Origin of the sequence: uncultured Helicobacter sp., from assembly GCF_937893305.1 — a bacterium.
Lineage (GTDB): Bacteria > Campylobacterota > Campylobacteria > Campylobacterales > Helicobacteraceae > Helicobacter_D.
In genome coordinates this window covers 221,878-248,684 of the sequence record NZ_CALBGN010000012.1, presented here as the reverse complement: position 1 = coordinate 248,684, position 26,807 = coordinate 221,878, and the positions used below count along the sequence as shown (strand labels likewise).

The window sequence follows — 26,807 nt, the reverse complement described above, 5'->3', positions numbered from 1 at the left end:
CACCACCTGAACTTGTTCCACCTCCAGAGCTTGTTCCACCTCCAGATCCTGTGCCGCCACCTGAACTTGTTCCACCACCAGAGCCTGTGCCACCACCTGAACTTGTGTTGTTTTCTTCTTTTTCTCTAACTCCACTTGGTAAAATCGGAGTAGATCTTGTTGTTGGGTATTGATAATTTCCGCTTAAAGTTGAGATTGTTGACATAATTGCTCCTTAGGCATAGTATGAAAAGCTAAATTCCACAATGGCTAATTTTTCATAGGGATTCTTTGCTTTTTTGTCTATATACAAGCTATTTTCGTTCCAGTTTTCAGTTTCTTTCTGATTTTGTTGTGTATTTTGTTCAAAATTTTGTGAATTTTGTTGTTGTCCTTGTTGGAATCCATTTTGTGAATTTTGTTGATTTGAATCATTAAAATTTCCATTGGTTAGGCTGTTTCCCTGATTATCTTTAAAGTCAATTTCCACATTTTGAAATCCTAAATTTCCCAATGCGTTTTTAAACTCTTGAGTGTTTTGCATAATGAGTTGTAATGCACTTTGGTTTGAGCTAATTTGAACAGAGAGTTTATCGCCATTTTTAGCAATAGTTAGCTCCACGCTTCCTAAGTTTTGTGGATTTAGCTCTAGGCTAATTTTTGTAACAGGTGGGCGATAGGTTGCAATAGCATCTCTTAAGCGATCGCTAAAATGTGCAAAGGTAGTTTGCGGGTTAAAGCGTGATTCTCTTTGAGCTTGCACGCTGTTTTGATAGTTTTCTTGATGTGTTTTTTCGCTTTCTTTGCGCACTTCTTTTTCTTTAATGGGTTGTTGGATTTGTTCTTTTGCTTCATTTTGTGGTTTTTGGCTGGTTTTTAGAAGATTATCTAAAAAGTTTTCTTGTTTTGAGATTTGTTCTAGTGATTGTTGAATAATCTCTTCTTTTTGGACTGCTGAAAATGGATTGAGTGAATTTTGTCTAACTTCTTTTGGTTTATCATTTTTGACTTGAGATTCTTTATTGTTTTTTGGGATAAACTCCATTTGAGAAGTGCTTGGTGTATTTTTGGAGTGAGAATTGATTTTAGATTCCAAGTTAATTTTTGTGTTGTTTGTTTTTGTTTCTTTTGGTTTGGTTTCTTCTAATTTGGGTTCTTCTAATTTAGAATTTAAATTTTCTTTGATTTGAGTTGTGTGGGTTTTGGATTCTATCTGTTTATCATTTTTATCATTGACTAGAGTTGGAGTTTCTTTTAACTCTTTAGTTTTTGGTTCTGGTTTCTTATCATTTTTATCATTGACTAGAGTTGGAGTTTCTTTTAACTCTTTAGTTTTTGGTTCTGGTTTCTTATCATTTTTATCATTGACTAGAGTTGGAGTTTCTTTTAACTCTTTAGTTTTTGGTTCTGGTTTCTTATCATTTTTATCATTGACTAGAGTTGGAGTTTCTTTTAACTCTTTAGTTTTTGGTTCTGGTTTCTTATCATTTTTATCATTGACTAGAGTTGGAGTTTCTTTTAACTCTTTAGTTTTTGATTCTGGTTTTTGGAGTTCTAAAAATGTGGAATCCTTTTTGATGTTTTTGGTTGTTTTGGTGTCTTGTTCTTTTAAAGAATCTTTTGGGGTGAAATTTTTATCTTGTAAAATTGCATTAAAAATAGGTTTTTTTGGGTTATTCTTGGGATTGATTTTTTGGTGAGATTGAAGTTTGGAATCCAAAATATTTTTAGATTCCATATTTTCTAAGCTTTCTTCAGAATGTGCAGAAATTTTTTTAAGATGAAGTTGCAAATTTTTAGCAACTTCACTTAAGTCTTTTAGTGTTTTATCTTGTTTTTGAATTTTTGACAACTCTAATAAGTCCTTAGCACTTCTTAGATTGGTGGTTTTTTGTTCTTTAAAATCTTTTGTAAGATTATATTTTTCATCAAGGATTTTTAGAAAATTGCTAGGTTGTTTATTGGGTGTTAATTTATCATTTTTTGTAATGGGAGCTTTTGGGGTAGGGTCGTTTTTTGTGGAATCTTTTTTGGTTGTTGGTTGTGTTAGGGCACTAAAAATCTGCGTAAAATCTTGAGAGTTTTCTGACTCAGTTGGGCTTTGTAAGTCTTTGGTTTTGGTGCGGATAGCAGACTTTTGATTAATGGATTCAACTTCTAAAAAAGGAAGCATACAGTGCCTTTTGATAAAATAAGATTCCATATCTAAAGCAAAAAATATTCCAAAAACATAGCATTTTATGTTAAGGATTTTTTGAGTAGAATCCGCAATTTATTTTATAGATTAAAATTCTTAAGGACACAAATGCAAGAAATTAGAAATATTGCGGTTATTGCGCACGTTGATCACGGAAAAACAACACTTGTAGATGGGCTTTTGCGTCAGTCTGGGACATTTGCAAGCCACGAACAAGTTGATGAACGCGTGATGGATAGTAATGATATTGAAAAAGAGCGCGGAATTACAATTTTATCTAAAAACACAGCAATTAATTATAAGGGTGCTAAGATTAATATTATTGATACTCCCGGACACGCAGATTTTGGAGGAGAGGTTGAGCGTGTTTTAAAAATGGTAGATGGCGTGTTATTGCTTGTAGACGCACAAGAGGGTGTAATGCCGCAGACCAAGTTTGTCGTTAAAAAGGCGTTAGGTCTTGGAATTCGCCCTATTGTTGTGGTAAATAAGATTGATAAACCTGCTGCACAACCTGACAGGGTGATTGATGAAGTGTTTGATTTATTCTCTGCAATGGGAGCGAATGAAGAGCAATTAGATTTTCCTATTGTTTATGCTGCTGCGCGCGATGGTTATGCAATCAAAGAATTAGATGATGAAAAAAAGAATTTAGAACCACTTTTTGATGCGATTTTAGAATATGTGCCGCTGCCTAGTGGGAACAAAGAAAATCCATTGCAAGTGCAGATTTTTACATTAGATTATGACAATTATGTAGGCAAGATTGGAATTGCTAGAATTTTTAATGGCAAGATTAAAAAGGGTGAAAATGTAATGCTTGCTAAGAGTAATGGCGAGAAGATTACAGGCAAGATTACAAAACTTATTGGATTTTATGGGCTTGCAAGAACAGAGATTGATGAAGCGCAAGCTGGAGATATTGTGGCATTAGCTGGATTTCACTCTATAAATGTTGGGGACTCTATCGTAGATCCTAACAATCCTATCCCACTTGATCCTATGCACTTAGAAGAGCCAACAATGAGTGTAAATTTCGCAGTTAATGACTCCCCATTTGCTGGGCTGGAAGGTAAGCATGTAACAGCAAATAAACTTAAAGAACGCCTTGAAAAAGAAATGCAAACAAATATTGCTATGAAAGTTGAAGAATTAGGTGAAGGTAAATTTAAGGTTAGTGGTAGGGGAGAGCTACAAATCACAATTCTAGCAGAGAATTTAAGAAGAGAAGATTATGAGTTTAGTATTTCACGTCCTGAAGTGATTGTAAAAGAGATTGATGGACAAAAATGTGAGCCTTTTGAATCTTTAGTTGTGGATACACCACAAGATTATTCTGGAAGCGTGATTGAAAAATTAGGGCGTAGAAAAGCAGAGCTTAAAGCAATGAATCCTATGGGGGAAGGCTATACAAGGTTAGAGTTTGAGATTCCAGCTAGGGGACTTATTGGTTATCGTAGTGAGTTTTTGACAGATACCAAAGGAGAGGGCGTGATGAATAATAGCTTTTTAGAATTTCGCCCCTTTAGTGGAAGTGTGGAGACTAGAAGCAATGGTGCGCTAATCTCTATGGAAAATGGAGAAGCAACACCTTTTTCTTTAGGCAATATCCAAGAACGCGGCGTATTATTTATCCCACCACAAACTAAAGTTTATGTGGGAATGATTATTGGGGAGCATAGCAGAGAGAATGACTTAGATGTTAATCCTGTGAAGGCTAAACATTTAACAAATATGCGTGCAAGTGGAAGTGATGATGCAATTAAGCTGACTCCACCTAGAGATTTAAATTTAGAGCGTGCATTAGAGTGGATTGAAGAAGATGAGATTTTAGAGGTTACTCCTAAAAACATTAGAATCAGAAAGAAAGTTCTTGATCCAACACAAAGAAAAAGAAAATCTAAATAGGGGGAGGCTGTAATGCTAACTGTTGTCAAAAGAAGTGGGAGAATTGAGCCATTAGATGTTACAAAAATCCAAAAGCACACAAAAGATTCCGTTTTGGGATTAGAAGGCGTTTCTCAAAGTGAATTAGAAGTAGATGCTAAACTTCAATTTAGAGACAAAATTACAACACAAGAAATCCAACAAACGCTTATTAAAACAGCGGTAGATAAGATTGATATTGATTGTCCTAATTGGACTTTTGTAGCAGCGCGTTTGTTTTTGTATGATTTGTATCATCGCGTTAATGGCTTTAATGGCTATAAAAGCCTTGCAGAATATTTTGAAGTGGGTGAAAGAGAGAATCGTATTATCAGGGGATTAAAAGAAAAGTTTGATTTGAGACGTTTGGATAAAAAAATTGTTAAAGAACGTGATTTACAATTTAATTATTTAGGTGTCAAAACACTCTATGATCGCTATTTGCTAAAAGATAAAAAAGGTGATCCTATTGAATTGCCCCAGCATATGTTTATGGGGATTGCGATGTTTTTGGCGCAAAATGAAAAAGATCCAAATTATTGGGCGGAGAAATTTTATGATTTACTTTCAAAATTTGAAGTAATGGTAGCAACTCCAACGCTTTCAAACGCAAGAACTCCACGCCATCAACTTAGCTCTTGTTATGTAGGAAGCACGCCAGATAGTATTGAAGGGATTTTTGATTCTTATAAAGAAATGGCACTTTTAAGTAAATATGGTGGCGGAATTGGTTGGGACTTTTCTAAAATCCGTGGGCTTGGTAGTTTTATTGATGGACATAAAAATGCAGCAGGAGGAGTGATTCCTTTTTTAAAAATCACAAACGATATTGCTATTGCAGTGGATCAGTTAGGTACTAGAAAGGGTGCAATTTCTGTGTATTTAGAGCCTTGGCATAGCGATATTTTTGATTTTGTAGATATTAAGAAAAACAGTGGAGAAGAGCGTAGAAGAACGCACGATTTGTTTCCAGCGCTTTGGATTCCAGATTTGTTTATGAAAAGAGTGAGCGAAGATGGTTTATGGAGTTTGTTTGATTCTCTTACTTGTGCAGATTTAACTAATCTCTATGGAGAAGCATTTGAAGCGCGCTATATTCAGTATGAACAAGATGAAAGTATTGTGCGTGAAACAATTAAAGCTAAAGATCTTTGGAAAAAGATTCTAACAAGCTATTTTGAGATAGGTTCTCCATTTTTATGTTTTAAAGATAATGCAAATCGTGCAAATCCAAATGCTCACGCAGGGATTATTAGGAGCTCAAATCTCTGCACAGAGATTTTTCAAAATACAGAACCAAATACTTCTTTTATCCGTGCGGAATTTGAAGATGGCACGATTGAAGATTATCCAGAATATCAGCCTATTATTACAGATTGTGGTGTTGAGAAGCTTTCTAATAAAATCACTTCCACAGATAGTATTGGTGGCAAGAAAGTTTTTATTGCTCAAAGAGAATCTAAAGATGGCAAAACTGCTGTATGTAATCTAGCGTCTATTAATTTGTCTAAGATTAACACGAAAGAAGATATTGAGAGAGTTGTGCCAATTGCAATTAGAATGCTTGATAATGTGATTGATTTAAACTTTTATCCAAATCGTAAGGTTAAAGTAACAAACTTAGATAATCGCGCCATTGGACTTGGAGTAATGGGAGAAGCACAAATGCTTGCAGAAGCGCGCATAGAGTGGGGAAGTGATGCACATTTAGAAAAAATTGATGCAATTATGGAATCTGTGAGTTATAATGCCATTAAATCAAGCTGTGAGTTAGCCCAAGAGAAAGGCGTTTATAGTGATTTTGTAGGCTCTGAATGGTCTAAAGGGATTTTCCCTATTGATAAGGCAAATAATGAAGCAAAAGCCCTTGTGGATCGTGGGGGATTGTTTGCATATGATTATGATTGGAATACATTGCGTGAAGAAGTCAAAACCAAAGGTATGCGCAATGGCTATTTAATGGCGATTGCTCCAACAAGTTCTATTTCAATTTTAGTTGGCACAACACAAACAATTGAGCCAATTTATAAACGCAAGTGGTTTGAAGAAAATCTTAGCGGTTTAATCCCGGTTGTTGCTCCAAACTTGAGTTTAGAGAATTGGAGTTATTACACTTCTGCTTATGAGATTGATCAACGCTTGCTTGTCAAAGCTGCTGCAGTGCGTCAAAAGTGGATTGATCAAGGGCAAAGCACAAATATTTTTATGACACTTAATTTAGCAAGTGGTAAATATCTAAATGAAATTTATATGCTAGCTTGGAGGCTTGGATTAAAATCTACTTATTATTTGCGCTCGCAAAGTGTAGAAGCAGAAGCCACAACAGATACAATGGACAGAAGCATTGAATGTGAAGGTTGTCAATAGGTGAAAAAGTCCTATCTTATTGACACTTCTATTATTTTAGATGATGTGGAGAATCTCTTTTTTCTCCACCAAAATGGTGAAAATACGATTTTTATCTGCGATGTAACATTAAGTGAGCTAGATAAGAAAAAGGATTTAAACACACAGACAGGATTTTTTGCAAGGGAATTTTTTAGAAATATCAATAGTGATAATGCTAGCATACCAAGCATTTGTGCGAAGGAAAATGATAAAATCCACACGCTATATTTTAATAGTAATGCTAGAGAGATTCCTTTACAAATTATCCATCGCCCTATTTATAAAACAAAATTCCAAGATTATGGACTAAATGATGCGCGCATTTTAGAGATAGCAAAGGATTATCATCTCACTCTTTTAACGAATGACATTTCTTTGAAGGTTTATGCGCTTTCTTTAAGTCTTAATTCTCAATCCCTAATGCGTGATCGCATTGAAAATCCACAAGAAATTGATTTTTTAACACACTTTAAAGTGCATAAAAGCAATATTAAGGCAAATTTAGAAAAAGAACAAGAATTTAAGGTTTTGAAAAATTGGAGTTTGCTTGCTGTTGATGAATTAGATAACACAGAGAGTAGTTTGTATCAAACAGGCAAAAAGCACTATGGTTTTAAACTTGATGGTGCATTTGAATCTTTAGATTTTGATGCACTTTTAGAAGAATTTGTGTTTTATGTTAAGCCTATTAATTTAGAGCAAAAATTTCTTTATGCACTCTTAATGCATCCTAGAAACAAAATTACCATTTGCAGTGGGGCAACAGGCAGTGGCAAAACATTAATTGCATTGCAGGCAGGATTACATTTGCTGAAAAAGGGTGCAGTAGATGGGATTGTATATTTGCGTAATACTATTACAGCAAATGACAAAGAAGCAGAACTTGGATTTCGCAAAGGTGATGAAAATCAAAAATTAAATTATTTTATGTATCCACTTTTTAGTGCGATTAATTTTATGATTACAAAAATGCAAAAAGAGTCTTTAGCAAAACGCATTGAATATCGCGGAGAAGCAAATAGTATTGAGAGTAAAGAAGCCACAGAATATTTTATCGCTAAACATAATATTGAAGTGATGGATATTGCGCACGCTAGGGGAGTGAGTATTGCAAAAAAGTTTGTGATTTTTGATGAAGCACAAAATGCGTCAAATGCAACAATTAAGCTTATTGGCACAAGAATGGCTGAAGATTCTAGGATTGTGTTCTTAGGAGATCCTATGCAAATTGATCACCCTTATTTGAGCAAGTTTCGTAACGGACTTGTAAGTTTGTTAAAAAAAGCCAAGCAAGACGACTTTCTCTCCGCAATTGTGCTGCATCAAACAATCCGCAGCGAGATAGCTGGTTGGTTTGAAGATAATTTTTAATTTACGATTCCAACTTTTGTGTATTAATATGGATAAGCACTCCTTCTAAAATTGCGTCAATATCGCCATCTAAGATCGCATCTACATTAGTGTATGCAAGATTTGAGCGCAAATCTTTAACTTGTTGATAGGGAGTTAAAACATAACTTCTAATTTGATGCCCCCAACCATTATCGCCCTTATCAGTGTTGTTAGATTCTGCTTCGCGTTTTAAGCGTTCTAGTTCATAGAGCTTAGATTTTAGCATTTTTAATGCACTTGCTTTATTTTTGTGCTGACTTCTATCATTTTGACATTGCACGACAATCCCGCTAGGCTTATGTGTGATACGCACGGCAGATTCCGTTTTATTGACATGTTGCCCACCTGCACCACTAGCGCGATAAGTATCAATTTCTAAATCTTTTTCATCAATTTCAATACTGATTTCATCGTCAATTTCAGGGCTAACCTGCACAGAACTAAAGCTTGTATGGCGTTTAGCATTTGCATCAAAGGGCGAGATTCTAACAAGACGATGTACGCCATTTTCAGCTTTTGCATAGCCATAAGCGTTTTCTCCTTTGATGATAAAACTTGCATCTTTAATCCCTGCTTCATCGCCTTCTTGATAGTCAAGCAATTCTACCTTGAAGCCTTTGCGTTCTGCCCAGCGCAAATACATTCTATAAAGCATACTAGCCCAATCCTGCGATTCTGTCCCACCAGCACCCGGAGTAATGGTAAAAATTGCATTATTGCAATCTAGTGGATCGCTTAACATCACTTCAATTTCAGCATTTTTAATTAAGGATTCCAAATCCTTAGATTCCGCAAACAAAACTTCAAGGCTTTCTATATCATCACTTGAGAGTTCAAAAAGCTCACTTGCATCATCAAGAGCAGATTTTGCATTATTGTATTTTTCAAGTTGCCGTTCACAACGCTTTTTTTCTTTTTGTAGTTCTCCTGCCATTTTTGCATCTTCCCAAAAATTCTTTGTTTGTTCCAATTCAGAAATCTCTAAAATACGCTTCTTTAGAGAATCAGGTTGCATAATTTTTGTAATGTTTTCACATTTTGTTGTAAGGGTTTTTAAAAGTTCGCTATAAGTATAAGTATCCAAAAGTTTCCTTTATTTGTAATATTGCATTGCAAAGTCGCAAATTTCTGCGTGTGCTTGGCTTAAAGAATGATAAGAAATCAAATAATCGTAAGATTCTTTTTTATAAACTTTATCATAATATTCTACAAGTAAAATCTCAGCCACTTTTTCTAAATCACCACGATTAAAGGAATCTCTAGCGTCCTGCCAAAAACTTTTTTTCATAAAAGGGGCGATTTTTTGCATTGCATTTTCAAAAAATGTGGATGAAATTTTACCATATTGCCTAGTGATTCTTTTGATACGCTCTTCAAGTGGTGTTTGGATAAAAATTTTTGGCGCATTTTGATAAGTATTATAAAGCATACTAGGTAAGATTAAATCTCCAATTTTTTTGCTCTCTCCCTCCACTAATACAAAAGGCACATTTTCTAACTCTCTAAGTCTTGAAAAAAGAGCGTTTTGGAAGCTTTTGACATTAGGTTGTGTGCCACAAATCCTACCAAAGCTAGAGCCTAAATGTTTTGCAATTCCTTCTAGATTCAAAGAATTTTTAAAAGAAGTAATAATTTCACTCTTACCGCTTCCTGTTTGCCCAACAAGCGTGATAAAGCGGTGGGGGATAGGGGATTGTAGATATTGCGCAACTTCTTTGCGATAAGCTTTATATCCACCATCTAATAAGACAACTTGATAACCAATTTGACTAAGAACAATGCCAAAAGCTTGACTACGCATTCCACCGCGAGCGCAATGGATTCCAATAGGTTTTTTAGGGCTAATTTTATCTTGCAGATTTAAAAGATGTTGAGAAATGTTTGCGCTAACGAAGCTTGCACCTAAAACTTTTGCATAAAAAGAGTTTTGTTTATAAAGTGTGCCAATGTGTTCAAACTCATCATCTTTTAAAACTGGGCAATTTATAGCGTTTGGAATATGAGAATGTATATATTCTTTAGGAGAACGCACATCTATAATATGAGAAAAATCTGTTTGTAAAAATTGTTCTATGGGAAGTTTTTTTGTCATTTTAAATCTTTAGCGGTAACACCCTTTTTAAGATACTTGCGGCACATAAACTTTTCAGAGGCTCTGCTGTGTTCCCACCCTGAAGCATTATCCAAAAAGTCTATTGCACAAGTCTCAAAAAGGGCAGATGAAATTATATTTTAAACTTTCAAAAAAAGCAAATTTTTGAATAGAATTTTAACAACTAAAAGTTGGAATCGGACTTAGGATTCCAACTTTATACAGGAAATACGCGAATGCTAGAGTCTAAAGATTCTTGTAAAACAGATTCAATGGCAAAGAGCGTTCCTGTTGCACTGCTTGCACAGCCACTACAAGCCCCTAGATAACGAATATAAACATCTGTGTAGCCATCGCTCCCATTTTTTAAATCAATAATTTCCATATTTCCACCATCCATCATAAGCATTGGACGGATTTTTTCATCAATAGTGTTTTCAATAGCTTTGATTTTTTGCACCATTGTCATTTCTGTAAATTTTAAATCTCCGTGACTTTGTGCGTCAGCCTTCTCTTTTAAGGATTCTTCTTCCATTTCAGCACGCACTTCTTTTAGAATATCTTCCAAATAATATTCTCTTTCTTCGTGTCCTCCGGGCTTAACACAACTTTTACAAAATGCGCCTGCTTTTGTGTATTCTGTGATTTCTTCAATGCTTTTTAAATTGTTAATTTTAATCACTTCTTTTAGTGTCCCAAGGCTGACTCTAGCGCATTCGCAAACAATAATTTCATCTTCAAAATCTTCTGGATTTTTGCCTAAATAAAGTGCCGCTGCTTTTTTAATCACATCATATGCCATAACAGAGCAGTGCATTTTTTGTCCGGGAACAGCTGGAGTATCCGGATCATCACGCAAGGCTTTTTCTACATCAATATTTGTAATTTTTACAGCTTCTTGCACTTTTTTTCCCAAACAAAGCTCTACCATCATATCGCTGCTTGCAATTGCTGTCCCACAACCAAAGCTCTTAAATTTTGCTTCTACAATTGTGTCGTTACCATCTACAAGCCAATACAATCTAACTGCATCTCCACAAGCTTCTGCACCATAGTCTGCTACAATTAATTTCAAACCTCTTTTATCTGCTTCTTCTTGTGTGATTACTCCAAGATGTGTTGGATTATCCATTCTTTCACTTACTTTTTTAGAATATGCGTCCCATAACGCTCCACCTAATAATTCATTTTTTGCCATATTTTTTCCTTTAGTAACTGCTTGAAATCGCTCTTAAGCGTTCAATAGATTTTTTAAAAATTTCAATGGTGTAGTCAATTTCTTCTTCACTTGTGAAACGACTTAGTGAGATTCTAACTGCTGTGTGTGCTAGCTCTTTATCTGCCCCAATAGCACTCATTACAGGATTTGCTTCTAGGTCTTCACTTGCACAAGCACTGCCTGTAGAACAAGCAATTCCATATTTATTTAAATCCCAAAGCATTGCTTCACCTTCTACGCCACGGATACTAATTAAGATCGTATTTGGCACGCGCAAAGCACGATTTCCCACTACAAAAGTATCATTAATCTCTAAAAGAGCGTCCTCTAATTTATCTCGCAATCTTTTAACGTTGTTGCGTTCAAAGTCAAGATAAAGTGTGGCTTGCCGCATTGCTTCTCCCATTGCCACGATATATGGCACATTTAAAGTTCCACTGCGGCGTCCCCCCATATGTTCTCCGCCGTGAAATAGGGGAGCGAGTTTGACACCTTTTTTGATGTAAAGTCCGCCAATCCCTTTTGGTCCGTGGAATTTATGTGCGCTAAAGCTAAGTAAATCAATATTGCATTTTTGCACATCTACCGGGATTTTTCCAATTGCTTGCACAGCATCAGTATGAAAAAGGATTCCATATTTTTTGCAAATCGCTCCAATTTCTTCAATGGGAAAAATAATTCCTGTTTCGTTGTTTGCCCACATTACACTAATAAGTGCGGTTTTATCTGTGATTGCCGCTTCAAGATCGGAAAGATTTAATGTCCCATTTTCTCCAATGGGTAAATATGTAACATTAACTCCTAAGTCTTCCAAAAAGCGACAGGTGGCAAGGATTGCTGGATGCTCCACTTCTGTTGTGATGATATGGTTTTTTTCTCCAAAGCGCAAAAGATCAAAATATACACCTTTTAACGCCCAATTGTTACTCTCTGTCGCACAAGAAGTAATAATAATATCATCTTCATCACGTGCATTAATGCCTTCATAAAGATATTCGAAAGCTTCTCTAATTGCTGGATGAGTTTCTGTTCCAAAACTATGTAAAGAATTAGGATTTCCATATTTTTCACAAAAATACATTTCCATTTTTTCTTTTGCTTTTGGATCTAGCATTGTTGTAGCATTGTTGTCTAAATATACTCTTTTATTAGACTTCTCCATATTGTTGTTTGTCCTTTCTTAAAAAGATAAATAATGTGTTTATTTAATGTGATGTCAATTGTAAATTGCGTTTAGCTTTTACTCTAAAAATGCTTAGAATATTTTTAATTTTTATTCAAAAGATTCTTAAAGAATTTACAATTCATTGTTCCAAATCTTTAGTGCGCGTTCTAAATCTTCTTTTGTGTCAATTCCAAAAGATTGCGATTCCACCTTTGCCATTGCAATGGTTTTGCCATTTTCTAATGCGCGCAACTGCTCTAGTTTTTCAATAGATTCTAAAGTGGATTTTGGAAGAGAACAGAACTCTTGCAAACTTTCTGCGCTGAAGGCGTAAATCCCTAGATGTCCATAGTAGATTATGGAATCTAAATGATCTCTGTTGTAAGGAATCATTGAGCGTGAAAAATAAATTGCTTCATTATTTGCATTTAAGACAACTTTGACAAGATTTGGATCTTGTGCATCACTTTGTGTGATGACTTTTGCGCAACTTCCCATAAAAGGATAAGAAAGAGATTCCATTAATTGTTTTAATGTTTGGATTACCTCTATTTCTAAAAAAGGCTCATCAGCTTGTAGATTTATCACAATTTCAGAACTCTTTAAATTTAAAATACGCGCACATTCTGCGATTCTATCTGTTCCACTTTCATGTGTGTTGCTTGTTAAAATTGCAGGGATTTTATATTTTTTACAGGTTTCAACAATACTAAAGTCATCACAAGCCACCACTACATCATCAACTTTTTGTGCAAGCATTGCTGTGCGAACTACCATTGGGGTGTTATGAATTTGCGCTAAAACTTTATTAGGAAAGCGCGTGGATTTGAGTCTTGCTGGAATTATAATCATTATTAAAAATCGAACAATTCGCTAAAGAAATTTTCGCGTTTTTTATATTTATAGTCTTTATGGTAGTGATGATCTTTAGAATAGTTTTGTTGTGGAGTTTGTTGGTAGTCCTGCTTTGAGATATTAGAACGCTCAATGATTTTATCTAGTTCTCCGCGATCCAACCAAACACCGCGACATTTTGGACAATAATCAATCTCAACACCGCTACGCTCGCTCATCACTAAATCTATTCCAGAACATACAGGGCACTGCATAGTCTCTCCTTGTTAAAATAAGTGAAATTATAGCAAATTAAAGTGAATCAAAAAGAAAATAAATAGTAAAGTGGAGTTTAAATTAAGCAGAATCTTAAAAAACCAATGGAGATTAGAACCCAAAAAGGATTCTAAAACTTATAACCAACGCCTATAATTCCAATATGGTAAGTCTCATCAAAAAATGCAATATCGTCATTTGTGTCCCCATAAAGGTAATTTGCAAAAGCATAGGCATTTTGGAATCCAAAAATCTTTTCTTTTCTCGCTCCAACACCAAGTTTTAGCACATTTGCCTCTCTTGTTTGATTAAAGATTTTATTTGTTCCATCAAAATCTTTGATTCCATATTCTATGCTAGCATTGACAAAAGTATCGTTAATAACTTCGTATTCTCCGCTAATTGACGCTCCATAGCCTTTGTAGCTTTCTGCATCACTATCGGCATCTTTAACATCATAATAAAGTCCAAGTTTTAAACCATAGATTTCATATCCTAGCTCAAAAGAGTGAATATCGCCTTTTCTTAATAAATCATAATCCAAGTCTTCTTTGTCGTAGGATTCTTTTATAAAGGTGTAGCTACCATAAATGCGGTTAATTTCGCTTAATGCATAAGTTTGTTCAATTTGGATTCCATAGTGAGTTCTATCTACAACTTCTCTGTTTGCTCCTGTTAGGTAAGGGTTTGCATAAGCTTCTTCAAAAAATGTCCCAACAAATGCAATTTCTGTGGAGTTTTTGCCATAGTTGAAGCCATAACCAGCACTTAAACCGCTAACTTCTCTGCTATTATAGTTTTTTAAAAAAACTTTATCATCATCAAAAACACCATTATAGTATAAATTGATTCCAAAAAATGGAATCGCTTCTGTATCATCATTGCTTTGATTATAGTTTGCAATTGTGTGTTTGTCATTGGATGGATTAATATTACTCTGAAGTTTTTTAAATCCACCACCTAAACTAATGTTGCCACCAAAACCTTCTGCGCAAAACGCAAAAGCGCTAAAGCAGCATAGTCCTAAAACAATTTTTTTCATTATGACTCCCTAGAGTAAAATTAAAATGTAATATATATTACATTATTGAGAGCGGAATTATACATAGCATGTATTAGGATTCTCTTAAGGTTTAAAAATACAATAAGATTTTAATGTTTATTAGAGCTTAACAATGTTTTATAGATTCTAAGTAGAGCAATAAATAATGCAGTGATTGCAGGACCTAAGACAATACCCCAAAATCCAAAACTAGTAAGACCTGCAATAATCGCAAAGAAAATCAACATTTCGTTAATTTGCACAGGAGTTTTAATTAAAACACGATTGATAAATGTAATAATAAAGGGCTTTACACCATTATCAGCAAGCGTTGCGATAATAATAATGGAGTAGAGTGTAATAATGATTGCATTTGTGTAATTTTCAAGATAAAGTTCATATCCTGCAACAGGAAGCCACACAAGAGAGCCCCCAACAATTGGGATTAACGAAGCAAATCCGTAAAAAACTGCTAGCAAATAGGAGTTATATCCATAAAATAGCATTAAGATTCCAAAAAGCGTGCCTTGTAAAATCATTGAAAAAATAGAAGAGTAGAATACTACACTAATTACAGCACTTACTTCATTGTATAAGGATTTAGTTTGTGTGGAATCAAAAGGGATAAGCTCTAAAAAATAATGCCCTAATGTATTGCCATAGTAATAAAAAAAGAATAAAAAAACTAGGATAAATAATGTATCACTCACAAAAGAAATACTATTTTTAGAAGCTTTTGCAATAAGATTTAAGCCTTCTTTGACAATATCTCCCCAATTTATTGCGTGGAATTTTTCTAAATAAGCATTCACTTCATTTTGCACAACATTTGGTAAATAAGAAAGTAAATCTTTACCAAAAAGCACTAAGCGCGTTTGAGTGTCTAATAAGAAATTTTGAAAATTTCCTAAATCCAAGTTTGTTGCAAGATTAGTTAGGCTTAATAAAATATAAAAAATTGGCGCAAAACAAAGTGTAATAAGCATTAAAACCATTAGGCTTGCAACAAGGAAATGGGATTTTAGGTATTTTAAAAGTGTGCAATAAATGCCTTGTGTGGCGATAAATAGCAAAAATGCAATTAAAATATTCATTAAAAAAGGCATATAAAGCTTAAAGAGTGCTAACAAAGTTAGCACAAAAGCTATAAAGAGAAAATAGATTCCGCCACTACGCATTTGCATTTTATTGCTTTATCACTTTGCTAGGTGGATAGATAAATACACTTTTTCTATGCACTTCAATAGGTTCTTTGCTCTCTAGCGCATAAGCCTTGATTTGTAATTGAATGTGCGTGTTTTTTTCTGTATCTTGGGCTAGATTTTGGTCTGTATATAGCGTAACAGGTTGTTTTTGCTTTTCTCCAGCTTTAATTAAGAAAGGTTTGCTAGGGCGTTTAATTTTAATTGCGTCATTGTTCTCAATGGTGAAGTAGAATTGATAATCTTCTTTGCTTGTGTTTTGGAAAAGGAAAATATAGGAATTTTCTACAATGTGATTATTACGGATTGAAAGTTCTCCACGATTGATATTTAAAAGCATGCTTTCTTTTTGGGAACTCATTGTTAAAAGCCCACCTAAAACAATGGCTAGAGCAACAACATAAGCAATTGTTTTGAAGCGGAAATAACGCACTTTGTTGCGCTCTTCAATGCTTTGTGGGCTTGTCCAAGAAATTAATGTTTCTTTGCCGAGTTTTCCCATTACACGCGTGCAAGCATCAGAACATTCAAGGCAGTTAATACACTCTAGTTGCATACCCTTTCTAATATCAATATGTGTGGGACAGATTTTCACACAGGCTTCACAACCTATACATTCAGCATTTGGAGTTTCAGGCTTTTTCCAAAGCTTAATGCCTTTTGGATCAAACACAATTCCGCCACGCTTATAATCATATACGGTCATAATTGTATCATTATCATATAAGACACTTTGCACGCGACTATAAGGACACATATAAATGCAGAAATTTTCTTTAATAAAGACAACGTCAGCTATTAAAAAAAGTGTAATTCCAAGTAGAAAAATTAATAAGTATTTATGTTCTGATGGATTTTGAATATAGGTAAAAAAATCTGCTGGAGGCACGAAATACCACATAAAATTTGATGCAGCAACAAGTGCTAAAAATGACCAAATAAAAATAGCTATAGCCTTTTTTATTTTATTAGAGTTTAAGCTCATATCGGGTTCTAATTGGCGATTTTCAATGCGCTTGCGTAAATGCAAAAATTTAGTTTCTATTAAATCTCTATACAGCACGCGAAAAATTGTTTGTGGGCAAGCCCAACCACACCACACGCGTCCAGCAAGTGTTGTAAGAAAGAAAATAGAAAGAAACATTAAAATCAGCAAAAAAGGCATTAAATACAGCTCTTGCATATCAAAAGCAACACCAAACAAATGCAACTGCTTATGATCAAAGGATAAGAGAAAAATTTGATTGCCATTGATTTGGATAAATGGAATCGCAAAAACAATAATTGTCGTAAAAAAATACATTATGTAGCGTTTTTTGAAATATTGTTGTATATTACGCACTTGTTCCATCGAAACTCCTTGAAAAGACAAAATTTTGCCACAATACTAGCGCAATAAGGGTAAAAAGTAGCAAAAATATAAAATTTTTGCATTTATAGCGTGATTTTTTCACATTTTTATTTGTTTATGCTAGAATTACATGCTTTAATTTTTGAAGCTATAAATTTTACACGAAGGTGGTGATTTAGATGCCCGGTATTAAAGTTAGGGAAAACGAATCTTTTGATGATGCATACAGAAAGTTTAAAAAACAAGCAGATAGAAACCTTGTTGTAACTGAAAGTCGCGCAAGAAGATTTTTTGAACCAAAAACTGAAAAGCGTAAGAAGCAAAAAATCAGCGCACGCAAGAAAATGCTTAAGCGCTTATATATGCTTAGACGCTACGAATCAAGGCTCTAATATAAAAAGATTCCATTTGGAATCTTTTTTTCTATGTTTATGTCTTGCAAATTATCTCTCTTCATTAATGTAGAATTCTGTAATGTTTAGTTGTAAAGTTTCTTGTGTCAAGATTTGTTAGAAAATTTAAAATCTAAATCAATCTAAACGATTCTTTAGGAGTCCTGCTTCATAGAGAAAAATTGATCCTTCATAAGAGATGTTTTTTAAGAGATCTTTTTTAGCATAACTTAAATAGAGATTTTCTTTGGCGCGGGTTACTGCTACATAAAATAATCTGCGCTCCTCTTCTAAGCTCCCTCCTTGTTGCATAAGTTTTTTGTTGGGGAATCTTCCTTCCATTAAATCCACGATATACACTTCGCTAAATTCTAGCCCCTTGCTTGCGTGAATGCTAAGAAGATGCACGCCTTCTCCCTCGCTCATCTCGCTAGAGCCTAAAATCATTGCATTTAAAAAGCGTCCAATTTCATCATAATGTGTTGCTAAATCTCTTAATAGGGACATTTTACGATGGATTTTTTCTAAAGATTCTAGTCGTTTTTCTTCTAGAATAATCCCCTCTTTAGTGATAGAGCGCTCTTTGGCAAGTTTTTGTGCAACAATTTGAAAAATAGGCAGTGTTTGGATTTTTGTAATGAGTTCATAGGGTTTTTCATAAGCGTTAAAAAATTTAAAAAAGCAATATAGTGCATTTAAGAACTCCGCACCATCTTTAGTAATTTTTGGGTGGCTTAAAATTGCATTGTTTTTAAAGTCCTCTTCTAAGGGCAATGTATGAAATCTTGCAGTGCTGCTAAACTCTAAAAAATCATCAAAAAGCCCTAATTGTGTGTTTTGGATTCCTTTTTTAAAGGGTTCTTTGATGGTTTTATCAGGCTGTAAAATCCCTTGTTTTAAATCCCCATTTCCTAGTAGCAATAATGCTTCATAAATATCCTTTGCAACGGCATTTCCAATTCCTTTTGCGTGGCTTAAAGTGTGGATAAAAGCCATCATATCCTTTGGATTAAAAAGCAATGTGCAAAGGTTTAGCATATACACCACTTCTTTAGAATCAAAAAAACTTACTCCGCCTTTGCGTTTAGTTGGAATCCCAATTTCACGCAAGCCAGCTTCAATACCATCAGCACTAGAGTTGTTCCTAAAAATCACAGCAATTTCACAATAGGGGCGATTTGAGAGTTTGATTTTATTAGCAATGCCAGCATATTGCAAAAAAAGCTCTTCATAAACTAAAAGTTCTGGATTGCCAAAGTTTTTTTCTTTGACAACTTCAAGTTTTTTAGGATAAATGCGCGGATTTTTTTCAATTACGCGATTTGCAAGGTTTAAAATCGGCTCTGTGGAGCGATAATTTTTGGTTAAGCTAAAAATTTTGCCATCTTCATAGCGTTCTTTAAAGCTACCTATAATGCTGATGTCTGCACCATTAAAGGCATAAATACTCTGATCATAATCTCCAACGCAAAATAGAGAAGGGGGATTTAAAGCTTGTAAAATAGAGTCTTGCAAAGGGTTTGTATCTTGATACTCATCAACTAGCACTTCTTTGAAAGGAGATTCCATATTTTCTAACAAACTTGCTTTGTAATTTAATAGTAAATCATTGTAATCTACATAACGATATTCCTGCTTTAGGGCTTTAAACTCTTCCCAAACATCTAAGTAAATCTCTGCATATTCTAATTGCTGAGGGTTTTTGCGCTCTAGCCATTTTGAAAAATCTTCAGAAATTGTCGCATTAAAATAAAGAGAAAACAAGTCGTATAGATAGTTTGCATTGTATGGGGTGTTTTCTTGGCGATTTAAAAACACACGCCTATCATAAAGGCTTTTAAATAGCACTTTAAGCTCTCTTGGTTGTTTTAAAATTACAGAATCCTTTGCCTTTAAATACCGATAAGCAACAGCGTGAAAGGTGCCAGCTTCAATGGCTTTGACGATTTTTGTATCAAACTTCACACTAAGGCGTGAGAGCATTTCTGAAGCAGCTTTGTTTGTAAATGTCAAAAGAAGAATCTCATTAGGTAAGATTCCATTTTGGAGCAAAAAAGAGATGCGCCCTACGATTGTAGAAGTCTTGCCTGTGCCAGCTGAAGCGATAACTAGATTGCGTCCGCTTGAAGCTTGACAGGCTTCTTTTTGTTGAGAGTTAAGATTGGATAAGGGCAATCAAATTATGCTTTAATGTAGTTTTTAATGGATTCTGCTACGCCAAAGTTTGGATAATCTTTTGCATTTAACACAACTTGCGCAAGCGTGTTGTTATCAAAGTTTAGAATAATTGGTGCTAAGAAATTAATGCGCACTTCTGCTTCTTTTTCACGCACAAACACACAAAAAACCTTTACATTAGAGTTAGATTTCATATCTAGTAGTGTTTGAACTGCTGTTGGTACTTCAAAAGAATATTCGCGCACTTTGTAAGGGTTAATCAGTAATAATTCTGCTCCATTATCCATTGATAAAAACGCTAATGCACCATCATCAACCTCTGCAAAACTCACTTCATTTGCATTGTCAAACCCTAAAATTGGGGATTTTACTTGAAACTTTTCGCTTTTCATAACACACTCCTTGCCTAATTTGGTTTGATTTAATTCTACCATAAAATTTTTGACTTTAAAGCCTATTTTATGCTTTTCCTTAAGAAAAATAGATTTTAAAGAATCTTTGGTAGAATTCTGAAATTAAATTCATACTTGGCAAATCAGCAAAAACTATTCCAGTTTTATAAAATGTGCTAAAAAGTTTGCTAAACAAAAGGTCTTTTATGCAAAAAATAGAATCTTCGCAAAAAACAACAAACACCTATAATCCAAAAGAAGTAGAATCGCAATATTATGATTTCTGCGAGAAGGCGGGATATTTTGAGATTAATGGTAATAAAGCAATCCAAAAGAGTGGCAAAAACTTTTGCATTATGCTTCCGCCACCAAATGTTACAGGGAGTTTGCATATTGGACACGCTTTAAATCATACACTTATTGATGTGATCACTCGGTTTAAAAGAATGGATGGCTATAAGACGCTATGGCAGCCCGGATTAGATCACGCAGGGATTGCAACACAAAATGTTGTAGAAAAGCAACTTTTAAAAGATGGAATCCAAAAAGAAGATTTAGGGCGTGAAGCTTTTGTAAAAAAGGTGTGGGAGTGGAAAGAGAAAAGTGGAGGAATGATTTTAAATCAAATGCGAAAACTAGGAAGTTCTCCTGCTTGGAGTAGGACACGCTTTACAATGGATCAAGGCTTGCAAAATGCCGTAAAAGAAGCCTTTGTAAGACTTTATGATGAGGGGCTAATTATCCAAGGGGAATATTTAGTAAATTGGTGCACGCACGATGGCGCACTATCTGATATTGAAGTGGAATACAAAGAAAACAATGGGAAGCTTTATTATCTCCGTTATTTTTTAGAAGATAGCAAGGATTATATTGTAGTTGCTACAACACGACCAGAAACTTACTTCGGTGATACTGCAGTAATGGTAAATCCACAAGATGAACGTTTTAAACATTATCTTGGGAAACGCGTGATTTTGCCTTTGCTTGGACGCAAGATTCCTATTATTGCAGATTTGCAAGTGGATATGGAGTTTGGAACAGGCGCGGTTAAAGTAACGCCAGCGCACGATGTTAATGACTATGAAGTAGGGAAGCATCATAGTTTGGAGCAAATTGTAATTTTTGATAAATATGGAATCCTAAATGAAAATGCAGGAGAATTTGCTGGATTAGAACGATTAGAAGCAAGAAAGAGCATTGTAGAAAAGCTAGAGAAGCTTGGGTTTATAGAGAAGATTGAAGATTATAAGAATCAAGTTGGGCATTGCTATCGCTGTGGAAATGTTGTAGAGCCTTATATTTCTAAGCAGTGGTTTTTGAAAAAAGAAGTAGCGCAAGGCGCAATTGACAAGATTAATGCAAATGTGAGTAATTTTTATCCACAACAATGGAAGAATAACTACAATGCTTGGATGCGTGAATTGCGTGATTGGTGTATTTCAAGACAGCTTTGGTGGGGACATCAAATCCCAGTGTTTTATTGTGAGAGTTGTAGGGGGCAATTTGCAAGTGTGGAGACCCCAAAAGCGTGTAAGCATTGCCAAAGTGATAAGATTACACAAGATCCTGATGTGCTTGATACTTGGTTTAGTTCTGCATTGTGGCCCTTTTCAACGCTTGGTTACGCAAATGGAGAGTTTGGGAAAGGGGAATTATGGAATCTAGATGATATGCAGGAGTTTTATCCAAACTCACTTTTGATTACAGGATTTGATATTTTGTTTTTTTGGGTGGCTAGAATGCTGATGATGGGAGAGCATTTATTAGAGGAGTTGCCTTATCCAGATATTTATCTTCACGCGCTTGTGCGTGATGAGTTTGGCAACAAAATGAGTAAATCTAAGGGTAATGTTGTAGATCCTTTAGAAAAAATTGAAGAATATAGCGCAGATGTTTTGCGCTTTACTCTAGCAATTCTTTGTGCGCAAGGACGTGATGTCAAGCTCTCTTCTAAACAAATGGAAGTGTCCAAAAACTTCACAAATAAGCTTTATAATGCGACAAACTTTTTACTTTTAAATGCTGAAAAATTTCCAAATCTAAGCGAACTTGGTGCGCCAAAAACTCCGCTTGGGCAATATTTTGTTGAATTATTAAGTCAGGTGATCCAAGAAGTGCGTGAGCATTTAGAATCCTATCGTTTTAATGATGGAGCAAATGCACTTTATCGCTTTTTGTGGAATGAATTTTGTGATTGGGGGATTGAGCTTAGCAAAGCAGATAAGGATTCCATTGTTGAACTTGGTGCTGTGTTTAAGGAATCTTTGCTTTTATTGCACCCTTATATGCCTTTTATTAGTGATTATTTATGGCATAGACTTGATGGCACAGCGTTAGAGCAAAGTGGTTCTATTATGGTGCGTCCTTATCCGAATTTTAGCTATACAAATGCGGAGAATTTTGCAACTTTTGGAAAAATTGTAGATTCTATTGTATCTTTGCGCCGTGCAAAAGCCACGATTGATTTAGCAAATCAAAAGATTGCAAAAGCATATATTAATGTGGAGATCCCACAAACCTTACACACACTCTTTATTAACTATGTGTGTAAGCTTGCAAAAGTAGAGTCTTTAGAAATTGTGTCAAAAAAGATTCCAAATTGTATTGTAGATATTACAGAGAAGTTAGAATCGTATTTGCCAATTGCAGATGTTGATTTATCTCCCATCATTGCGCGTTTAGAAAAACAAGCGCAAAAGGCACAAATAGAAATTGACAAACTGCAAAAAATGCTAAATAATGAAAAATTTGTGGCAAATGCGCCAAAAGAAGTGTTGCAAACAAACCAAAATGCACTAATAGAACAGCAAGAAAAATTAGAGAAAATCACACAAGAACTAAAAGTATTGTGCCCTTAAATTTAAAAATACAATTTTCTTATGATTCTGTTAGTAAGGAATAGCTAGAATTGCATAAAATTTTTAAAAGGCTTTGTGATGAGTCAAACACCTAAATTTACACATTTGCACTTGCACACTGAATATTCTTTGCTTGATGGCTTAAACAAAATCAAAGTGCTTGCTAAAAAGATTAAAGAATATGGAATGGATAGTGTTGCTCTAACAGATCACGGCAATATGTTTGGAGCTATTGAGTTTTATAAGGCAATGAAAGCAGAAGGTATCAAGCCCATTTTGGGTATGGAAGCGTATTTGCATAATGCAGAAGAAATCAGCGATAAAAGCAATCAAAGATTTCATTTATGCTTGTATGCAAAGAATTTAGAGGGTTATAAAAACTTAATGTATCTAAGCTCTCAAGCGTGTTTGTATGGATTTCATATGAAGCCGCGCATTAGTAAAAAAATGCTAAGAGAGCATAGCACAGGATTAATTTGTAGTAGTGCGTGTTTAAATGGTGAAGTGCAGTGGCATTTAAATATAAAAAAAGATGATAATAAAGGGCGCAAGGGTTACGAAAGAGCAAAAGAAGTTGCTCTAGAATACAAAGAAATCTTTGGGGAGGATTTTTATTTAGAGCTTATGCGCCACGGCATTGAGGAGCAGCAATTTATTGATAATCAACTCTTAAAGCTATCCAAAGAAACAGGGATTAAAATCATTGCCACAAATGATACGCACTACACAAAACAAAGCGACTCTACGGCGCAAGAAGTTGCTTTTTGTATTGGGTTTGGAAAGGACTTTAATGATCCAAATCGTATGCGCCACACTGTGCAGGAGTTTTATATTAAAACTCCAGAACAAATGGCAGAACTCTATGCAGATTTACCTGAAGCATTAGAGCATACACAAGAAATTGCTAATAAATGCAATTTAGAACTACATTTAGGAGATCCAACGCCGCCTAGTTTTAAATTTACACAAGAATATGCTAAAGCAGAAGGATTAAATTTCACGCAAGATAGTGAGTATTTTGCGTATAAATGCAAAGAAGGATTAAAAAAACGCCTTTTAAATGTGCCACAAGAACAGCACACACAATATTTAGAACGCTTAGAAAGAGAAATAGAGATTATTAATTCTATGAAGTTTCCGGGTTATATGTTGATTGTTTGGGATTTTGTGCGTGCAGCAAAAGAACGCGGTATCCCAGTAGGTCCGGGGCGTGGAAGTGCTGCTGGAAGTTTGGTTGCATTTTGCTTGGAGATTACAAATATTGATCCTTTAAAATATAATTTACTTTTTGAACGCTTTTTGAATCCTGAACGCGTAAGTATGCCAGATATTGATATGGATTTTTGTCAAAGCAGGCGCGGAGAGATTTTAGATTATGTAACAGAAAAATATGGCAGACACAATGTTGCGCAAGTTATTACCTTTGGTATGATGAAAGCAAAGGCAGTGATTAGAGATGTTGCGCGTGTTATGGGAATGCCTTATAATGATGCAGATGCTTTTGCAAAACTCATACCAAAAGAGCTTGAAATCACACTTGAAGATGCGTTTAACAAAGAACCAAAGATTGCAGAGCTTATTTCAAAGGATTCTTTGGCAAAAAAAGTTTGGGAATTCGCATTAATTTTGGAAGGCACAAAGAGAAATCCCGGAACTCACGCAGCTGCTGTTGTGATTGATTCTACGCAAGAATTATGGCATAAAGCTCCTTTGTATCGCTCACAACGCGATGGAATCATTGCTACGCAATATTCCATGAAATATCTTGAAGATGTGGATTTAATTAAATTTGACTTTTTGGGCTTAAAAACACTCACTGTTATTGATGATGCTTTAAAATTAATTGAAAAACGCAGTGGAAATCGCATTGATTTTTTAAATATTGATGTCAATGATAAAAAAGTTTATGAAACCTTGCAAAGTGGAAACACACTAGGGGTTTTTCAAATAGAATCTAGTATGTTTCAAGGAATTAATAAAAGAATGCGTCCAAGCACCTTTGAAGATATTATTGCAACGATTGCTTTAGGACGTCCGGGACCATTAGAGTCTGGAATGGTTGATGATTTTATCAATAGAAAACACGGGAAAGAACCGATTGTGTATATGTTTGATGAACTAGAACCTATTTTGCGTCCAACTTACGGGACGATTGTGTATCAAGAGCAGGTTATGCAAATCGTGCAAAGAATTGGTGGATTTTCTTTGGGCGGAGCAGATTTAATCCGTCGTGCAATGGGAAAAAAAGACGCGCAAATTATGGCAGATAATAAAAGCAAATTTGCCGATGGAGCAGTTGCACAAGGTTTTGATAGAAAAAAGGCAGAAGAGCTTTGGGAGCTTATTGTAAAATTTGCAGGTTACGGCTTTAATAAATCGCATTCTGCTGCCTATGCGATGATTACCTTTGAAACAGCGTATTTAAAAACTTATTATCCAAAAGAGTTTATGGCAGCTCTTCTCACTTCAGAAAAGAACGATACAGATAAAGTTGTAGAATACATTGAAGAAGCAAATCAAATGGGGATTAAAGTGCTACCTCCAAATCTCCAAAAATCTGATCTTGAGTTTAGTGTTGCTGAAGTTGAAGGAGAATCTTGTATTCTCTTTGGTCTTGGAGCAATTAAAGGAGCAGGGGAAGTTGCGATTAATGTTATTTTAGAAGAACGCAAGCAAAATGGTGAGTTTAAGAGTTTAGAAGATTTTTTAACACGCATTGAGCCTGCAAAGGTTAATAAAAAATCCATAGAAGCCTTTATTAAAAGTGGTGCATTAGATGGAATGGGCTATACACGCAAATCCTTGCTAGAACAAGTAGAGGATTTAACAGAAGCAGCAAAGCTCTCACAAGCAGCGCAAAAAGAAGCTGCAGGATCACTTTTTGGTAATGATGAAGAACTAACACGTGTGCGGTTGGATTTGAAAGATTTAGGAGAATATAGTCAAAAAGAAATTTTAGAGTTTGAAAAGGAGAGTTTAGGGTTTTATGCTTCTGGGCATCCTTTGGATTCTTACAAAGAATCTTTTAAGAGCATTAATTATACGCCTAGCAATCAAATTAAAGACTTGGCAGAAAATAGCAAAATCCTAATTTTAGGGCTTATTGAAGATGTGATTGTAAAGTTTTCTAAAAACGGAAAACGCTATGGAATCTTAAAGGTTCAAGATCTCTATGGTAGCATAGAACTTACAATTTTTGAACAAATGCTAGCAAAGGTGGAAACACTAAATAAAGAAATCCCACTAGCAATTAAATGTCAAGTGCAAGAACAAAACGAAACTAAAAAATTAAAAGCAGAAAAGATTCTAACTTTAGATGAAGCCAAAAAAGAAGCGGTAGATTTTGTGATTGAAAAGGCTGATATTAACGAACCTTTACTTGTGATGCTAGATTCAAACACGCAGAGTCAAAGCCTGCAGAAGCTTAGGGAGTTTGCATTAATCCATAGTGGCAAGCGAGAGCTTAGAATCCTTTTTAGGACGCAAACACAAGAGCTAGAACTTATTAGCGGCTTTAAAGTACATAGTGAAATAAAAAGTGTATTAAGTGAGTTGCAATGGTGCAATTAGAGGCTTTAAATATCGGTGCGAAGTTTAGCGATAGCACAGATTGTGTGTGTAAGAAATGCGGAGAGCTAGAGAGTGCTTGTGTTTGCAAAAAAGGTGCAGAGGTTAAAGCGCGCGCGAGTTATTTTCTGGCACTAAATGAAGAAAGAGCAGGGGGCAAGGATATTACGCGTTGTGGAATCTTTTTTGAAGAAAAACAAGCAATGCAGATAATTCTAAAAGAAATGAAGAAAAAACTCTCGTGTGGTGGAAGCATAGAGCAGGATAATGGGGGTTTTTGGTTGGTTTTACAAGGCAAACATAAGGAGAGATTAAAAACGCTTTTAAAAGCACAGAAATTTCAATTTAAGAAGTAAA

General features: G+C 34.9%; 20 protein-coding genes and 1 other RNA gene. 7 read left to right on the top strand and 14 right to left on the bottom strand.

Translation table 11 applies throughout. The features are described from left to right. Both Q0358_RS03185 and Q0358_RS03180 read right to left on the bottom strand, forming a co-directional pair. Positions 1-205 (bottom strand): hypothetical protein (locus Q0358_RS03185; protein ID WP_299547019.1); only part of this gene is annotated, 205 nt, incomplete at its 3' end. Positions 206-214: 9 nt separating this feature from the next. Then, positions 215-2,152 (bottom strand): flagellar hook-length control protein FliK, encoded by a 1,938-nt coding sequence (locus tag Q0358_RS03180; protein WP_299547016.1) that lies wholly within the window; start codon positions 2,150-2,152, stop codon positions 215-217. Positions 2,153-2,284: 132 nt separating this feature from the next. Here Q0358_RS03180 and typA point away from each other — a divergent pair, with 132 nt between their 5' ends. The 3 genes from typA to Q0358_RS03165 are packed head-to-tail and all read left to right on the top strand — an operon-like array spanning position 2,285 to position 7,861. After that, entirely contained in the window at positions 2,285-4,084 is a 1,800-nt protein-coding gene (gene typA / locus Q0358_RS03175; protein WP_299547013.1) for a translational GTPase TypA, read from the top strand. 12 nt (positions 4,085-4,096) lie between these two features. After that, on the top strand, positions 4,097-6,469 hold the full coding sequence (locus Q0358_RS03170; RefSeq protein ID WP_299547009.1) for a ribonucleoside-diphosphate reductase subunit alpha: 2,373 nt from the start codon (positions 4,097-4,099) through the stop codon (positions 6,467-6,469). Then, positions 6,470-7,861 (top strand): PhoH family protein, encoded by a 1,392-nt coding sequence (locus Q0358_RS03165; protein ID WP_299547006.1) that lies wholly within the window; start codon positions 6,470-6,472, stop codon positions 7,859-7,861. Position 7,862: 1 nt separating this feature from the next. On the opposite strand, the gene prfB is transcribed toward Q0358_RS03165, so the two are convergent. The 10 genes from prfB to ccoG all read right to left on the bottom strand — a co-directional run bounded on the left by prfB (position 7,863) and on the right by ccoG (position 17,063). Continuing rightward, positions 7,863-8,966: a peptide chain release factor 2 gene (prfB, locus tag Q0358_RS03160; RefSeq protein WP_299547003.1), complete on the bottom strand. Its 1,104-nt coding sequence runs from the start codon at positions 8,964-8,966 to the stop codon at positions 7,863-7,865. A 9-nt stretch (positions 8,967-8,975) separates the two neighbouring features. Then, positions 8,976-9,974 carry a tRNA 2-selenouridine(34) synthase MnmH gene (mnmH, locus tag Q0358_RS03155; protein ID WP_299547000.1) on the bottom strand — a complete coding sequence of 333 codons (999 nt, stop codon included), beginning with the start codon at positions 9,972-9,974 and terminating at the stop codon, positions 8,976-8,978. A gap of 22 nt (positions 9,975-9,996) precedes the next feature. Next, positions 9,997-10,094, bottom strand: an RNA gene (ffs, locus tag Q0358_RS03150) — signal recognition particle sRNA small type. 97 nt (positions 10,095-10,191) lie between these two features. Beyond that, positions 10,192-11,172, bottom strand: coding sequence for an iron-sulfur cluster assembly scaffold protein (locus Q0358_RS03145; RefSeq protein ID WP_299546997.1), 981 nt, complete (start codon positions 11,170-11,172; stop codon positions 10,192-10,194). A 10-nt stretch (positions 11,173-11,182) separates the two neighbouring features. Then, positions 11,183-12,355 carry a NifS family cysteine desulfurase gene (locus Q0358_RS03140; protein WP_299546994.1) on the bottom strand — a complete coding sequence of 391 codons (1,173 nt, stop codon included), beginning with the start codon at positions 12,353-12,355 and terminating at the stop codon, positions 11,183-11,185. A gap of 135 nt (positions 12,356-12,490) precedes the next feature. Next, entirely contained in the window at positions 12,491-13,210 is a 720-nt protein-coding gene (gene kdsB / locus Q0358_RS03135) for a 3-deoxy-manno-octulosonate cytidylyltransferase (RefSeq protein ID WP_299546991.1), read from the bottom strand. Positions 13,211-13,212: 2 nt separating this feature from the next. Beyond that, positions 13,213-13,467, bottom strand: a complete 255-nt coding sequence (locus Q0358_RS03130) for a zf-TFIIB domain-containing protein (RefSeq protein WP_299546988.1) — start codon at positions 13,465-13,467, stop codon at positions 13,213-13,215. Between the two features lie 131 nt (positions 13,468-13,598). Then, the gene (locus tag Q0358_RS03125) at positions 13,599-14,510 is read right to left on the bottom strand and encodes a DUF2860 family protein (protein ID WP_299546985.1); all 912 of its coding nucleotides are present in this window, start codon (positions 14,508-14,510) and stop codon (positions 13,599-13,601) included. 110 nt (positions 14,511-14,620) lie between these two features. Further along, a complete protein-coding gene (locus Q0358_RS03120) occupies positions 14,621-15,694 on the bottom strand; it encodes an AI-2E family transporter (protein WP_299546981.1) in 1,074 nt (357 codons plus the stop codon). 1 nt (position 15,695) lies between these two features. Further along, positions 15,696-17,063 carry a cytochrome c oxidase accessory protein CcoG gene (gene ccoG / locus Q0358_RS03115; protein ID WP_299546978.1) on the bottom strand — a complete coding sequence of 456 codons (1,368 nt, stop codon included), beginning with the start codon at positions 17,061-17,063 and terminating at the stop codon, positions 15,696-15,698. A gap of 179 nt (positions 17,064-17,242) precedes the next feature. Here ccoG and rpsU point away from each other — a divergent pair, with 179 nt between their 5' ends. Beyond that, positions 17,243-17,455, top strand: a complete 213-nt coding sequence (gene rpsU, locus Q0358_RS03110) for a 30S ribosomal protein S21 (RefSeq protein ID WP_006803152.1) — start codon at positions 17,243-17,245, stop codon at positions 17,453-17,455. Positions 17,456-17,593: 138 nt separating this feature from the next. On the opposite strand, the gene Q0358_RS03105 is transcribed toward rpsU, so the two are convergent. Both Q0358_RS03105 and fliW read right to left on the bottom strand, forming a co-directional pair. Further along, positions 17,594-19,630: an ATP-dependent helicase gene (locus Q0358_RS03105; RefSeq protein WP_299546975.1), complete on the bottom strand. Its 2,037-nt coding sequence runs from the start codon at positions 19,628-19,630 to the stop codon at positions 17,594-17,596. Between the two features lie 5 nt (positions 19,631-19,635). Then, positions 19,636-20,025 (bottom strand): flagellar assembly protein FliW, encoded by a 390-nt coding sequence (fliW, locus tag Q0358_RS03100; protein WP_299546972.1) that lies wholly within the window; start codon positions 20,023-20,025, stop codon positions 19,636-19,638. A 206-nt stretch (positions 20,026-20,231) separates the two neighbouring features. Between fliW and Q0358_RS03095 the strand changes: the two genes are divergently transcribed. The 3 genes from Q0358_RS03095 to Q0358_RS03085 all read left to right on the top strand — a co-directional run bounded on the left by Q0358_RS03095 (position 20,232) and on the right by Q0358_RS03085 (position 26,806). After that, a complete protein-coding gene (locus tag Q0358_RS03095) occupies positions 20,232-22,883 on the top strand; it encodes a valine--tRNA ligase (protein WP_299546969.1) in 2,652 nt (883 codons plus the stop codon). Positions 22,884-22,961: 78 nt separating this feature from the next. Continuing rightward, positions 22,962-26,453, top strand: a complete 3,492-nt coding sequence (gene dnaE, locus Q0358_RS03090) for a DNA polymerase III subunit alpha (protein ID WP_299546966.1) — start codon at positions 22,962-22,964, stop codon at positions 26,451-26,453. Continuing rightward, complete coding sequence (locus Q0358_RS03085; RefSeq protein WP_299546963.1) at positions 26,441-26,806, top strand: translation initiation factor; 366 nt, start codon at positions 26,441-26,443, stop codon at positions 26,804-26,806. The genes dnaE and Q0358_RS03085 overlap by 13 nt, the downstream gene beginning before the upstream one ends. Position 26,807: the final 1 nt, after the last annotated feature.

What these genes read in the sequence shown, in the direction of transcription:
- Q0358_RS03180 (WP_299547016.1), bottom strand. Translation starts at nt 2,152, where the DNA reads ATGCTTCCTTTTTTAGAAGTTGAATCCATTAATCAAAAGTCTGCTATC.
- typA (WP_299547013.1), top strand. Translation starts at nt 2,285, where the DNA reads ATGCAAGAAATTAGAAATATTGCGGTTATTGCGCACGTTGATCACGGA.
- Q0358_RS03170 (WP_299547009.1), top strand. Translation starts at nt 4,097, where the DNA reads ATGCTAACTGTTGTCAAAAGAAGTGGGAGAATTGAGCCATTAGATGTT.
- mnmH (WP_299547000.1), bottom strand. Translation starts at nt 9,974, where the DNA reads ATGACAAAAAAACTTCCCATAGAACAATTTTTACAAACAGATTTTTCT.
- Q0358_RS03145 (WP_299546997.1), bottom strand. Translation starts at nt 11,172, where the DNA reads ATGGCAAAAAATGAATTATTAGGTGGAGCGTTATGGGACGCATATTCT.
- Q0358_RS03140 (WP_299546994.1), bottom strand. Translation starts at nt 12,355, where the DNA reads ATGGAGAAGTCTAATAAAAGAGTATATTTAGACAACAATGCTACAACA.
- kdsB (WP_299546991.1), bottom strand. Translation starts at nt 13,210, where the DNA reads ATGATTATAATTCCAGCAAGACTCAAATCCACGCGCTTTCCTAATAAA.
- Q0358_RS03130 (WP_299546988.1), bottom strand. Translation starts at nt 13,467, where the DNA reads ATGCAGTGCCCTGTATGTTCTGGAATAGATTTAGTGATGAGCGAGCGT.
- Q0358_RS03125 (WP_299546985.1), bottom strand. Translation starts at nt 14,510, where the DNA reads ATGAAAAAAATTGTTTTAGGACTATGCTGCTTTAGCGCTTTTGCGTTT.
- Q0358_RS03120 (WP_299546981.1), bottom strand. Translation starts at nt 15,694, where the DNA reads ATGCAAATGCGTAGTGGCGGAATCTATTTTCTCTTTATAGCTTTTGTG.
- ccoG (WP_299546978.1), bottom strand. Translation starts at nt 17,063, where the DNA reads ATGGAACAAGTGCGTAATATACAACAATATTTCAAAAAACGCTACATA.
- rpsU (WP_006803152.1), top strand. Translation starts at nt 17,243, where the DNA reads ATGCCCGGTATTAAAGTTAGGGAAAACGAATCTTTTGATGATGCATAC.
- fliW (WP_299546972.1), bottom strand. Translation starts at nt 20,025, where the DNA reads ATGAAAAGCGAAAAGTTTCAAGTAAAATCCCCAATTTTAGGGTTTGAC.
- Q0358_RS03095 (WP_299546969.1), top strand. Translation starts at nt 20,232, where the DNA reads ATGCAAAAAATAGAATCTTCGCAAAAAACAACAAACACCTATAATCCA.
- dnaE (WP_299546966.1), top strand. Translation starts at nt 22,962, where the DNA reads ATGAGTCAAACACCTAAATTTACACATTTGCACTTGCACACTGAATAT.
- Q0358_RS03085 (WP_299546963.1), top strand. Translation starts at nt 26,441, where the DNA reads ATGGTGCAATTAGAGGCTTTAAATATCGGTGCGAAGTTTAGCGATAGC.